The sequence below is a fragment of the Herbaspirillum sp. SJZ107 genome, assembly GCF_006715485.1.
Classification (GTDB): Bacteria; Pseudomonadota; Gammaproteobacteria; order Burkholderiales; family Burkholderiaceae_D; genus Telluria.
Map to the genome: position 1 here is coordinate 400,958 of NZ_VFNH01000001.1, position 12,676 is coordinate 413,633.

A 12,676-nucleotide genomic window follows, 5' to 3' on the forward strand; every position below is an offset into this window, starting at 1 on the left:
CGGAAAGTTGAGACATGCAACTGGTTCGCAAAATCCTGCTTTCGATGTTGGCCGTGCTGGCAGCGGCCTGTGCCGGTTGCGGCCGCGAGGCGCCGGCGCAGCCTCCCGGCAGCGCCAAGCCGCCACTGGTCGGGGTGGCGCCGGTGACGCGCCGCATGGTCGAGGAATTCGACGAGTACAGCGCGCGGCTGGCCGCTCCCGACCAGGTCGATGTGCGCTCCCGTGTGGCCGGCACCCTCGAGCGCATTCATTTCCGCGATGGCGACCAGGTACGGCAGGGCGCGCTGCTGTTCACCATCGATCCGCGCCCGTTCGCCGCCGAGGTGGCGCGCACCGAGGCCAACGTCGCGCTGGCGCGCAGCCAGGGTGAACTGGCACGCGTCCTGGCGGCGCGCGGCGAGCGCTTGTTGCCGGCCAACGCCGTTTCCCAGCAAGAGGTGGACCAGTTGCGCGCCTCGGCCCAGAACGCCACCGCCAGCCTGCGCGCGGCCGAAGCCGCGCTCGCCGCGGCGCGCCTGAACCTCGAATTTACCCGCATCGTCGCGCCGATCGCCGGGCGCATGTCGCGCAAGGCGGTCACCGTGGGCAACCTGGTAAGCGTCAACGACCCGGTGCTCACCACCATCGTCTCGACCGACCGCGTGTACGCCTACTTCGAGCCCAGCGAGGGCGCCTACCTCAAGTACGGGCAGGCGGCGGCGAACCGGCAGGCAGCACCGAAGGTACAGATGGGCTTGTTCAACGAAGAGGGGTTCCCGCGTGCGGGGCGGATCGACTTCGTCGACAACCGGCTCAACCCGACCACCGGCAGCATCCAGTTGCGCGGCGTATTCGACAACGCCGATGGCCTGCTCACGCCGGGCCTGACGGCGCGCATCCGGATCGGCGCCGGCAAGCCCTACGAAGCGACCCTGGTGCCGGATCGCGCGATCACGGTCGATCAGACCCGCAGGCTGGTGCTGGTGGTGGGGGCGGGCCGGCGGGTCGAGGCACGCGAAGTCAAGCCTGGCGCGCTGATCGACGGCATGCGCGTGGTCAGCGGCGTCGAGCCCGGCGAGCTCATCGTCGTGGACGGCCTGCAGCGCGCCACACCCGGCGCAGCGGTGACGCCGCAGCAGGTGGCGCTGGACGAGCGCGGCCAGCCGCTCGCCGCGCCCGGCGCGGCCGGGCTTGCGCGCCAGGGGCCGTAGGCGGTCATGGCGTAGCCGACCATGGACATTGCGCGCACCTTCATCGACCGGCCGCGCTTCGCCACGGTGCTGTCGATGTTCATTTTCCTGATCGGTGGCCTGTCGATCTTCCTGCTGCCGATCTCCGAGTATCCCAGCGTGGCGCCGCCGCAGGTGGTGGTGCGCGCCCAGTTCCCCGGCGCGAATCCGCGCGTGATCGCCGAGACGGTGGCCGCCCCGCTGGAAGAACAGATCGGCGGCATCGAGCACCTGCTGTATTACGAAAGCCAGGCCACCGCCGACGGGCAGATGACCCTGACCGTCACCTTTGCCATCGGCACCGATCCCGAGGTGGCCGAGACCTCGGTCCAGAACCGCATCAACCGCGCGCTGCCGCGCTTGCCCGACATCACGCGCCAGATCGGCGTGACCACCGAGAAGCAGGCACCCAACCTGACCATGGTCGTGCATATGACCAGTCCCGACAACAGCCACGACGCGCTCTACCTGCGCAACTATGCCCGGCTGCAGCTGCGCGACGACTTGCTGCGCATCCCGGGCATGGGCAGCGTGCAGCTGTTCGGGGCGGGCGACTACGCGATGCGCATCTGGCTCAACCCCCAACAGCTGGCCGCGCGCTCGATGACCGCCACCGAGGTGGTGGTGGCGGTGCGCGAACAGAATGCGCAGGTTGCCGCCGGCGTGGTTGGCGCGCCGCCGACGCCGCGCGGCAACGACTTCCAGCTGCCGATCAATACCAAGGGCCGGCTCGTGACCGAACAGGAGTTCGCCGACATCATCGTGCGTTCCGATCCTGCCACCGGCGCGCTGGTGCGCATCAAGGACGTCGGCCGGGTCGAGCTGAGCGCCAGCACGTACGCGCTGCGCAGCCTGCTCAACAACAAGGAGGCGGCGGCGATCGCGGTGTTCCAGTCCCCCGGCAGCAACGCGCTGGCGCTGTCGAAGAACGTGCGCGCGCTGATGGCGCGCGCCAGCAAGTCGTTTCCGCCCGGCGTGAGCTACAGCATCGTGTACGACCCGACCCGCTTCGTGCAGACCTCGATCGAAAAGGTCGTGGGGACCCTGGTCGAGGCGGTGCTGCTGGTGGTGCTGGTGGTGATCCTGTTCCTGCAGACCTGGCGCGCGTCGATCATTCCGCTGGTGGCCGTGCCGGTATCGATCATCGGCACCTTCGCGGTGCTGCTCGCGCTCGGCTTCTCGATCAACACCCTGACCCTGTTCGGCATGGTGCTGGCGATCGGGATCGTGGTCGACGACGCCATCGTGGTGGTCGAGAACGTCGAGCGCAATATCGAGAACGGCTTGACGGCGCGCAGCGCCACCATCAAGGCGATGCAGGAAGTGAGCGGACCGATCATCGCGATTGCCCTGGTATTGTGCGCGGTGTTCGTGCCGCTCGCGCTGGTGCCGGGCCTGTCGGGCCAGTTCTACCGGCAGTTCGCGATCACGATCGCCATTTCCACCGTCATCTCGGCATTCAATTCGCTGACCCTGTCGCCGGCGCTGGCTGCCATCCTGCTGCGGCCGCACGATGCGCCCAAGGATCGCCTCACGCGCGTGCTCGACCGGGTACTGGGTCCGCTGTTCCGGCGTTTCAACCACCGCTTCCACCAGGCCACGGAAAAGTACCAGCGCGGCGTCACGCAGCTGTTGGGGCACAAGCTGCCTGCGCTGCTGGTGTACCTGCTGCTGCTGGCGGCCACCGCGCTGCTGTTCACGCGGGTGCCGACCGGCTTCGTGCCGGCGCCGGACAAGCAATACCTGATCGGCATTGCCCAGTTGCCGGCCGGCGCGTCGATCGACCGTACCGATGCGGTGATCCGGCGCATGAGCGACATTGCGCTCAAGGTGCCCGGCATCTCCGACGCGGTGCAGTTCCCCGGCCTGTCGATCGCCGGCTTTTCGGCCGCGCCGAACGAGGGCCTGGTCTTTTTCGGTCTCGCGCCCTTCGAGGAACGCACCAGCGCCGAGCTGAGCAAGGACGCGATCCTGGCCCGGGTCAATGGCGCGCTCCAGCAAATCAAGGAGGCGCGGATGTTCGTGGTGCCGCCGCCGGCGGTCGAAGGCGTGGGCACCTCGGGCGGCTTCAAGCTGCAGCTGGAGGACCGCAGCGGGGTGGGCGAGCAGGCGCTGTACGGCGCGGCGTGGGGCACGCTCGGCCAGATCTATGCCAACCCGGATTCGTCGATCGGCACGCCGTACTCGACCTACGACATCAACGTGCCGCAAATAATGGCCGACATCGACCGCACCAAGGCCAAGCAGATGGGCGTGGCGCTGAACGACATCTACGACGCGATGCAGATCTACCTGGGCTCGCTGTATATCAATGACTTCAGCCGTTTCGGCAAGATCTTCCAGGTGATCGTCCAGGCGGACGCGCCATACCGCGCCAACGCCGAGGCCATCGGCGCGCTCAAGATCCGCAACCAGGCGGGCGAGATGGTGCCGCTGGGCGCGCTGATCAAGGCCGGCGCGACCTTCGGGCCGACCCGCGTGCCGCGCTACAACGGCTTTCCGTCGGCCGACTTGAACGGGGCGCCGAAGCCGGGGTTTTCCAGCGGCCAGGCCGAAGCGGAAGTCGAGCGCCTGCTGGCCGCGCTGCCGCGCGGCATCAGCTACGAATGGACCGAGCTGTCGTACCAGGACCGGCTCACGCGCGACGTGGCGGTGCCCGGCCTTGATGCCAGGATCCCGACCCTGGGGGCGGTCCTGGCGCTGTCGCTGGTGCTGGTGATCCTGGTGCTGGCCGCCCAGTACGAGAGCTGGACGCTGCCGCTGGCCATTGTCGCGATCGTGCCGATGAGCATCCTGGCGGCGCTGGCCGGCGTCTGGCTGTCGCGCCAGCCCCCGTTCCTGCAGCCGGGCGACCTGAATATCTTCACCCAGGTGGCGCTGGTGGTGCTGGTCGGGCTGGCCTGCAAGAACGCGATCCTGATCGTCGAGTTCGCGAAAGACCTGGAAGAGACCGGCAAGCCTTCGCTGGCCGCGACGATCGAGGCGGCCCGCTTGCGCCTGCGCCCGATCCTGATGACCTCGATTGCGTTTTGCGCCGGCGTGGTGCCGCTCATCATCAGCAGCGGCGCCGGCAGCGAAATGCGGCGGGCGATGGGGATTGCGGTGTTCTCGGGGATGCTGGGCGTCACCTTGTTCGGTATTTTCCTGACGCCGGTGTTCTACATGCTGCTGCGCCTGAGCACGGCGCGCCGGCGCAGGCATGCGGCGCAGGTGCGGGCCGAGTGCGATGCTTCGGCGCATCCTTATCATCCTGGTGAGGAGCCTGCTGCTGACAAGGACAGGTCCTGAAGTGCACCGGCTCGGCGGGGTGTGCGGCTGGGGTGCCGCTCACAGGCTGCGCCTGTGAGGCGATCGCTGCGCGATCGTCGATGGGCGAATCGGAGAGTCCTTGCGCCTGCAGGCGCAAGGCCGCTGCGCCGGCGCGCCGCGGTGCGGCGCGAAACCCCGGCTCCGCCCCTCGTCCGTGCCGGACGAGGATCCGATTCCTTCTGTCTACGACGAGGTATTCAAAACAAAAGCCCCACCGGCTTGCGCCGGCAGGGCTTTTATTTTGAATACTGGTGGAGGCGGAGGGAATCGAACCCTCGTCCGCAAGCACTCTACAGACAGTTCTACATACTTAGCACTATCATTTAATTTAACCAGTACAACGGGGATGTGCACCCTGTGTACTAGCGAGTTACCTTAAATTTCGGAAGCAACCAAGTAACCCGGTTGAGTCCTAGCCTCTGTAAATGACTCTACTTGCCTTGCGGCCCACCCCAGAGGCGAGGTAGTGTAGAGCTAGCAGCAATTAAGCTGCGAGTGCGTACGAGTTATCGTTTGCAGTTATTGATTTCTGGATGTATTTACGAGGTAACCAGTCCTCGGTATGCCCTGCGCTGCTTTGCAACCCACGTCGAAACCAGGTCGCCCCCCAACGAAGAACTGCCATTGTACTCCAAACGGAACCGGTGTGCAGCGGGTGTACCAGGCAGAAGTGTCACCAAGTGTAAGTACAGAAGAGGCCGCCTGATTCTGCGGCTTTGAGCGCTTAACGGCTGTTGGCGATCTGGTTGCCCAGCATGCCGCCGCCGATCACGCCGGCGATGGTTGCCAGCTTGCGGCCGTTGCCGCTGCCGACCTGGTTACCGATCAGGCCGCCCACCACGGCGCCGGTACCGATCGCCACGTAGTTCGGTTGCGGTGCCTGACGCGGTGCCGGGGCATAGTAGCCGTCGTCACGCACGTACTTGGTGTGGTGCACCACGCGCGTTTTCGGTGCAGCTTGCTTTACCGGCACTTCCTTGATAACAGTTTCTTTGATCACAACTGGAGCAGGGGCGGGCGCGGCTTGCGCCACCACTGGCGCGCCCTGAACGTACTGGGCTGCAACCGGCTGGGCATAGCCGACCGGCTGGGCATAAGCGGCTTGCGAACCGACCGGGGCAGCAAACTGGGCGGCAGCCGGTGCCGGCATCGCTTGCGATCCAGCCGGTGTCAGCGTGGCTGCATAAGCCGGGTTGACCGAGGCGTTCGCCAGCGGGGTCTGCGGGGCGCTATGCGAGCTCGGCAGGAGGCCGGTGATGGCGGCCGTGCCGGCCAGGCTGACAACGATCACCGATACCGCAGCGGCGGCCATCAGCGGGTGAATACGTTGGATGGTGTTCTTGATCGTGTCCATGTTCGTCTCTCCTGATACGTCGTGTTGTTTGATGGGAGTAGATTACCCAGTTGCACGGTCGAGAAATAGACTGTTGCCTGTATCAAACGTAAAGATATGTAAGCGACATATTGCAACTAACCGACATGCGGCTTCTACACCAACGAAAAGGCGGCCATGGAGGCCGCCACGGTCGAGCAAAATCAGCGGAAAAGTCTGCAGCGGGGCAGGGAAACCCGAAGGCGGAAACCGGATCAGGCAGCCGCAACGGGCATGCCGGCAACGCCAGCCACCTCGCGCAAGCGCTCGAGCAGATCTGCCGGCGTAGCCAGCAGCATGTCCGCCCCCCAGGTCACCGGCTCGGTCGCGCCGCAATACCCCCAGGCACAGGCCACCGTCACCATGCCGGCCGCTTGACCCGCCTGGATATCGCGCAGATCGTCGCCGACATACCAGCACTCGGCCGGGTCCAGCCCGAGCCGGCGTGCGCCTTCCAGCAGCGGTGCCGGATGCGGTTTCGGATGCGGCGTGGTATCGCCGGACACCACGCAGCCCGCATGCGCCAGCCCGATCTGCGGCAGCAGCGGATCGGTAAAGCGCATCGGCTTGTTGGTGACGATGCCCCATTCCATACCGGCCGCGCGGATGCCGTCCAGCAGTTCATTGACACCATCGAACAGCGTGCTGTGGGCCGCCATGTTGGCCTGGTAGCGGTCGAACCACTGCAGTCGCAGCGCTTCGTAGCCCTCGTCGCCCGGGGCCAGGCCGAAGGCGGCACCGATCATGCCGCGGGCGCCGGCCGAGGCGGTCGGACGCAGGATCGCGTAGGGCGTCGGTGCGAGGCCGCGCTCGCTGCGCAGCCAGTTGACGGCCGCCGCGAGGTCGGGGGCGGTGTCGGCCAGGGTGCCGTCGAGATCGAACAAAACGGCGCGCGGCGCACGCGGACGGGAAGGAAAGGTCATAACACTAAATAATTACAGAGGCTTGCTGCAGGCAACCATGTAGTTGACACTGGTGTCCTGATTCAGCGAATAGATCTTGGTCAGCGGGTTGTAGCTCAGCCCTTTGAGGCCGTCGACGACCAGGCCGGCGTCGCGCGCATAGGTCGACAGCTCGGCCGGCGTGATGAACTTGGCGTAGTCGTGGGTGCCGCGCGGCAGCATGCGCAGCACGTACTCGGCGCCGATCACCGCGAACAGGTAGGACTTCGGGTTGCGGTTCAGGGTCGAGAAGAACACCTTGCCGCCCGGTTTGACCAGGGTGGCGGCGGCGCGCACGATGGCGGCCGGGTCCGGCACGTGTTCCAGCATTTCCATGCAGGTGACGACATCGAACTGGCCGGGTTCTTCGGCGGCCATGTCTTCGGCGGCGATCAGTTTATAGCGGACCTCGACGCCCGATTCCAGGCTGTGCAGGTCGGCGACCTTGAGCGCCTTTTTCGACAGGTCGATGCCGGTGACTTTCGCGCCCTTGCGCGCCATCGACTCCGACAGCACACCGCCACCGCAGCCGATGTCGATCACGTTCTTGCCGCTCAGCGGCACGCGCGCGTTGATCCACTCCAGGCGCAGCGGATTGATTTCGTGCAGCGGACGGAATTCGGACGTCGGGTCCCACCAGCGGTGGGCCAGTTCGCTGAATTTCTGGATCTCGAGCGGATCCATGTTGGTCTTGGTGGTGTTGGTCGTAGTCATAGGTCCGAATAATAGCGGAATTGTTCCAGCGCGACGGTTAGAGCGGAGAAAAATGGCATAAAAAAACCCCGCCGCAGCGGGGTCTTTCCATGCAGCGTCAGCAGCGATTACTGCTGGGTACCGCGGGTACCGACGACTTCGATTTCCACGCGACGGTTCTTGGCGCGGCCGGCGGCGGACTTGTTGTCGGCCACAGGCTGCTTCTCGCCCTTGCCTTCGGTGTAGATGCGGGTCGATTCGACGCCCTTGCCCTGCAGGTAGGACTTGACGGCTTCGGCGCGGCGCACCGACAGTTTCTGGTTGTACTCGTCGGTGCCGACCGAGTCGGTGTGGCCGACGGCGATGATGACTTCCAGGTTGATGTCTTTCAGCTTGCCGACCAGGTCATCCAGCGACGCTTTGCCGGCCGGCTTCAGCACGGCCTTGTCGAAGTCGAAGAACGCGTCGGCCGAGTAGCTGACTTTTTCCGAGGTCGGAACCGGCGCCGGTGCGGGTGCCGGGGCAGGTGCCGGAGCCGGTGCTTCAACCGGCGGCGGCGGCGGCGGGGCGACGCACTTGCCGTTTTCCAGACGCTCCGGTGCCACGCACAGCGGCGCGTCGCAACCCGGGACTGCATCCGCCGGGGTCCAGTAGCCGGTACGCCAGCACAGGCCGAAAGGATTGCGGACGATCACGCCGCGGGCATCCTGCGCGTAGGCGCTGTACGGCGTTTTCGCCTGGATGTCGGTGGTCAACGGGGCGTACGGAGGTGCGCTCTGCGCAAAAGCGCTGCCGGCCATCGCTGCCGAAGCTGCGAGCATGAGGGTTGCTATTTTTTTCATATTTTTTCTTCCTTTCGGTAAAATCTTGCCGGTGCGAAACTGCGCAAAAAAATCGCCACATGTGAGCAGAATACTAACATCCTGCACCGCCGCGTTTGTTTCGCATTGTGAAACAAGCAATTAACTTCTCGGCCATTTTGCCACATGGCCTACATCCGCACGACCGCCAGCTGCTCAATTCTGGTGCATGCGATTTGCCACGTTGTTTATGCGCAACAAGAGGTGATGAGCAGTGCGCAAGCTTGACGAACGTTTATGACAAGCATGTGTCAAAACGTCAATTGTGCCTAATTTGCCGTGGTCTGCGACTTGCTTCCAAATTGCACTGCTGATATAGCGCGCGTGGTAAAATCGTACGCTTGTACTCCCGATTATTCGCCTGAAAGCAATCGACCAGCCAATGGATCAATTCGCAAAAGAAACCGTTCCAATTTCATTGGAAGAAGAGATGCGCAAGAGCTACCTCGATTACGCGATGAGCGTGATCGTGGGGCGTGCGCTGCCGGACGTGCGTGACGGCTTGAAGCCGGTGCACCGCCGCGTGCTGTTCTCCATGCACGAAAGTAATACCGTATTCAACCGCCCGTACGTGAAGTGCGCGCGCGTGGTCGGCGATACCATGGGTAAGTATCACCCGCACGGCGACGCCTCGATCTACGATACCCTGGTGCGCATGGCCCAGGACTTCTCGCTGCGCTACACGCTGGTCGACGGGCAGGGCAACTTCGGTTCCATCGACGGCGACAGCGCCGCGGCGATGCGCTACACCGAGTGCCGCCTGGACAAGATCTCGAACGAACTGCTGGCCGACATCGACAAGGACACCGTCGATTTCCAGCCCAACTACGACGGCAAGGAAAAGGAACCGACCGTCCTGCCGACCCGTATCCCGAACCTGCTGATCAACGGTTCCTCGGGCATCGCGGTCGGCATGGCGACCAACATCCCGCCGCACAACCTGTCTGAAGTCATCAACGGCGCGCTGCACGTGCTGAGCAACCCGGACTGCACGATCGACGAGCTGATCGAGCTGATCCCGGCGCCGGACTTCCCGACCGCCGGCATCATCTATGGCGTCTCGGGCGTGCGCGACGGCTATCGCACCGGCCGCGGCCGCGTGGTGATGCGCGCCAAGACCCACTTCGAGGAATACGGCAAGGATGGCGGCCGCGTCGCCATCATCGTCGACGAGCTGCCGTACCAGGTGAACAAGAAGTCGCTGCTCGAACGTATCGCCGAGAACGTGCGCGACAAGAAGCTGGAAGGCATTTCCGACATCCGCGACGAGTCCGACAAGTCGGGCATGCGCGTGGTCATCGAGCTGAAGCGCGGTGAAGTACCGGAAGTGGTGCTGAACAACCTGTACAAGCAGACCCAGCTGCAAGACACCTTCGGCATGAACATGGTGGCGCTGGTCAATGGCCAGCCGAAGCTGCTGAACCTGAAGCAGATGCTGGAGTGCTTCCTGTCGCACCGCCGCGAAGTGGTCACCCGCCGCACCGTATTCGAGCTGCGCAAGGCGCGCGAGCGCGGGCACATGCTGGAAGGCCTGGCCGTGGCGCTGGCCAACATCGACGACTTCATCGCCATCATCAAGGCTGCGCCGACCCCGCCGGTCGCCAAGGTCGAGCTGATGCAGAAGGCATGGGATTCGTCGCTGGTGCGCGAGATGCTGACCCGTACCGAACTGGGCGCTTCCGGCGGCATCGAGGCCTTCCGCCCGGAGCACCTGCCGAAGCACTACGGCATGCAGCCGGATGGCCTGTACAAGCTGTCCGACGAGCAGGCCCAGGAAATCCTGCAGATGCGCCTGCAGCGCCTGACCGGCCTGGAACAGGACAAGATCGTCAACGAGTACAAGGACGTGATGGCGCACATCGCCGACCTGCTCGACATCCTGGCCAAGCCGGCACGCGTCACCCAGATCATCACCGACGAGATGGGCCAGATCAAGGCCGACTACACCGAAAACGGCAAGGATGCGCGCCGTTCGGCCATCGAGCACAACGCCAGCGACCTCGAAACCGAAGACCTGATCACGCCGCAGGACATGGTGGTGACCCTGTCGCACACCGGCTACATGAAGTCGCAGCCGATCTCGGAATACCGCGCCCAGAAGCGCGGCGGCCGCGGCAAGCAGGCGATGGCAACCAAGGACGAGGACTGGATCGACCAGCTGTTCATCGCCAACACCCACGACTACATGCTGTGCTTCTCGAACCGCGGCCGCATGTACTGGCTGAAGGTGTGGGAAGTGCCGCAGGGTTCGCGCAACTCGCGCGGCAAGCCGATCGTCAACATGTTCCCGCTGCAGGATGGCGAGAAGATCACCGTGATCCTGCCGCTGTCGGGCGAGAACTCGACCTTCCCGGAAGATCACTACGTGTTCATGGCGACCAGCCTGGGTACCGTCAAGAAGACACCGCTGCCGGACTTCAGCAACCCGCGCAAGGCCGGCATCATTGCGGTCGACCTCGACGACGGCGACTTCCTGATCGGCGCCGCGCTCACCGACGGCAAGCACGACGTGATGCTGTTCTCGGACGCCGGCAAGGCCGTGCGCTTCGACGAGAACGACGTGCGCCCGATGGGCCGTACCGCGCGCGGCGTGCGCGGCATGAACCTGGACGAGGGCCAGAACGTGATCGCGCTGCTGGTCGCCGAGAACGAGCAGCAGTCGGTGCTCACCGCCACCGAGAACGGCTTCGGCAAGCGCACCCCGATCGGCGAGTACACCCGCCACGGCCGCGGCACCAAGGGCATGATCGCGATCCAGACCTCCGAGCGTAACGGCAAGGTGGTGGCCGCGACCCTGGTCGATGTCACCGACGAGATCATGCTGATCACCACCGGCGGCGTCCTGATCCGCACCCGCGTGTCCGAGATCCGCGAGATGGGCCGCGCGACTCAGGGCGTGACCCTGATCGCGGTGGAGGACGGTACCAAGCTGTCCGGCCTGCAGCGCGTGGTCGAGACCGACCTGGAAGAGGTGGAGCTGGAGCAGCCGCCCGAATAAGGCCTCGCACCGAAGCAGGGAGGGCGCTGTCCCTCCCTTTTTGTTTTTATCCGTCCATCAGTATTTAGGAGTAAGCATGAACAAACGTCTGGCTGCCTTCATCGGCACCCTGGTCCTGGCCGCCGCGCCTGCCGCCGCCTTCGCTTTCGCGCCGCACGCCGCCATCGATCCAGCCGTCAACAAGGCCGTCAGGGAGCTGCTGGAAAGCATGCGCTACCGCGAGCAGACCGCAGCCACCTTCAAGCAGGGCGCGAATGCCTTGCCGCAGATGCTGCTGCGCGCCTATGCCCAGCGCATCGATGCCGATCCCAAGCTGACGCTCGACCAGAAGAAGGCCGAGCTGGCCAAGGTCTCGAAGGACATTCCGAAGCAGGTGGAAGCCGCCGAAAAGGCGCTGGCCAACCCGAAACTGGTGGACGACGCGGTGGACGCCCTGGTCCCGATCTACGCCAGCAAGTTCACGCTGGCCGAGCTGAACGAGCTGAACGCCTTCAACCGCCGTCCGGTGGCCGTCAAGCTGCGCAATACCATGCCGGAAGTGACGAAGGAAGCCAACACCGTGGTGCAGACCCTGCTGCGCGAGCGCGTGCTGTCGCTGATGCCGAAGCTGCCGCCGCCGGCACAGGCCGCGCCAGCGCCGAAGGCAAAGTGAAAACCGCCGGGTAGGGATTTTTTGCAAGATTCATGCGAAAATCGGGAGGCATCACTCCCATTCCCTCCCATGCAAGGACAACCGTGAAAACATCGCTCGCCGCCATCGCTTCCGCCATATTCTTCACCTGCGCGCCGGCTTTCAGCCAGGCAGCGGCGCCGTCGGCCGACCCGGCCGTCGTCAACGCCACCCGGCAGATGCTGGAGGCGATGAAGGTGCGCGAATCGATGCGGACGATGATGGCCACCATGGAGCAGCAGATGCCGGCCCAGATGCGCGCCTCGGCCGCCGCCGCCATCAACGCCAACGCCGGCATGACGCCGGCGCAGAAGGCCGAGCAGCTGAAGAAGCTCGACGACGCCGTGGCCACCAACACTGCGCAGATGCACGCGGTGTTTTCCGATCCGACCCTGGTGGATGAAATGGTCAACGAGACGGTGGCGCTGTATGCCGAGACCTATACGCTGGACGAGATCCGCCAGCTGACGGCCTTCTACGCGTCGCCGGTGGGCCAGAAGATGCAAGCCAACATGCCCCAGCTGATGGCGCGCAGCTTCGCGATCAGCCAGCGCGTGCTGGTGCCGCGCATGCAGAAGATCATGGCCGCCAACGGGCAGGCCGCCGGCAAGTGAGGGCGCAAGGA

9 protein-coding genes and 1 other RNA gene are annotated in these 12,676 nt (G+C 64.8%); 5 read left to right on the top strand and 5 right to left on the bottom strand.

Translation table 11 applies throughout. The features are described 5' to 3' along the window. Window positions 1–14 precede the first annotated feature (14 nt). On the top strand, window positions 15–1,190 hold the full coding sequence (locus FBX97_RS01830; RefSeq protein ID WP_141828547.1) for an efflux RND transporter periplasmic adaptor subunit: 1,176 nt from the start codon (window positions 15–17) through the stop codon (window positions 1,188–1,190). A 21-nt stretch (window positions 1,191–1,211) separates the two neighbouring features. Continuing rightward, window positions 1,212–4,496: an efflux RND transporter permease subunit gene (locus tag FBX97_RS01835; RefSeq protein WP_141828548.1), complete on the top strand. Its 3,285-nt coding sequence runs from the start codon at window positions 1,212–1,214 to the stop codon at window positions 4,494–4,496. A 270-nt stretch (window positions 4,497–4,766) separates the two neighbouring features. Here FBX97_RS01835 and ssrA read toward each other — a convergent pair. The 5 genes from ssrA to ompA form a co-directional block, all read right to left on the bottom strand. Beyond that, window positions 4,767–5,125, bottom strand: a transfer-messenger RNA (tmRNA) gene (gene ssrA / locus FBX97_RS01840). 116 nt (window positions 5,126–5,241) lie between these two features. Beyond that, window positions 5,242–5,871 carry a glycine zipper 2TM domain-containing protein gene (locus FBX97_RS01845; RefSeq protein WP_141828549.1) on the bottom strand — a complete coding sequence of 210 codons (630 nt, stop codon included), beginning with the start codon at window positions 5,869–5,871 and terminating at the stop codon, window positions 5,242–5,244. A gap of 233 nt (window positions 5,872–6,104) precedes the next feature. After that, window positions 6,105–6,812 (bottom strand): HAD family hydrolase, encoded by a 708-nt coding sequence (locus FBX97_RS01850; RefSeq protein WP_141828550.1) that lies wholly within the window; start codon window positions 6,810–6,812, stop codon window positions 6,105–6,107. Between the two features lie 12 nt (window positions 6,813–6,824). Continuing rightward, on the bottom strand, window positions 6,825–7,544 hold the full coding sequence (ubiG, locus tag FBX97_RS01855) for a bifunctional 2-polyprenyl-6-hydroxyphenol methylase/3-demethylubiquinol 3-O-methyltransferase UbiG (RefSeq protein WP_141828551.1): 720 nt from the start codon (window positions 7,542–7,544) through the stop codon (window positions 6,825–6,827). A gap of 107 nt (window positions 7,545–7,651) precedes the next feature. After that, window positions 7,652–8,365 (bottom strand): outer membrane protein OmpA, encoded by a 714-nt coding sequence (gene ompA, locus FBX97_RS01860; RefSeq protein WP_141828552.1) that lies wholly within the window; start codon window positions 8,363–8,365, stop codon window positions 7,652–7,654. Window positions 8,366–8,765: 400 nt separating this feature from the next. On the opposite strand from ompA, the gene gyrA reads away from it, so the two are divergent. From gyrA to FBX97_RS01875, 3 genes are all read left to right on the top strand, one after another. Continuing rightward, a complete protein-coding gene (gene gyrA / locus FBX97_RS01865) occupies window positions 8,766–11,381 on the top strand; it encodes a DNA gyrase subunit A (RefSeq protein WP_141828553.1) in 2,616 nt (871 codons plus the stop codon). A gap of 76 nt (window positions 11,382–11,457) precedes the next feature. After that, window positions 11,458–12,033 (top strand): DUF2059 domain-containing protein, encoded by a 576-nt coding sequence (locus tag FBX97_RS01870; protein ID WP_141828554.1) that lies wholly within the window; start codon window positions 11,458–11,460, stop codon window positions 12,031–12,033. Between the two features lie 83 nt (window positions 12,034–12,116). Next, on the top strand, window positions 12,117–12,665 hold the full coding sequence (locus FBX97_RS01875) for a DUF2059 domain-containing protein (protein WP_185748440.1): 549 nt from the start codon (window positions 12,117–12,119) through the stop codon (window positions 12,663–12,665). Window positions 12,666–12,676: the final 11 nt, after the last annotated feature.

What these genes read in the sequence shown, in the direction of transcription:
- gyrA (WP_141828553.1), top strand. Translation starts at nt 8,766, where the DNA reads ATGGATCAATTCGCAAAAGAAACCGTTCCAATTTCATTGGAAGAAGAG.
- FBX97_RS01830 (WP_141828547.1), top strand. Translation starts at nt 15, where the DNA reads ATGCAACTGGTTCGCAAAATCCTGCTTTCGATGTTGGCCGTGCTGGCA.
- FBX97_RS01835 (WP_141828548.1), top strand. Translation starts at nt 1,212, where the DNA reads ATGGACATTGCGCGCACCTTCATCGACCGGCCGCGCTTCGCCACGGTG.
- FBX97_RS01870 (WP_141828554.1), top strand. Translation starts at nt 11,458, where the DNA reads ATGAACAAACGTCTGGCTGCCTTCATCGGCACCCTGGTCCTGGCCGCC.
- FBX97_RS01845 (WP_141828549.1), bottom strand. Translation starts at nt 5,871, where the DNA reads ATGGACACGATCAAGAACACCATCCAACGTATTCACCCGCTGATGGCC.
- ompA (WP_141828552.1), bottom strand. Translation starts at nt 8,365, where the DNA reads ATGAAAAAAATAGCAACCCTCATGCTCGCAGCTTCGGCAGCGATGGCC.
- FBX97_RS01850 (WP_141828550.1), bottom strand. Translation starts at nt 6,812, where the DNA reads ATGACCTTTCCTTCCCGTCCGCGTGCGCCGCGCGCCGTTTTGTTCGAT.
- ubiG (WP_141828551.1), bottom strand. Translation starts at nt 7,544, where the DNA reads ATGACTACGACCAACACCACCAAGACCAACATGGATCCGCTCGAGATC.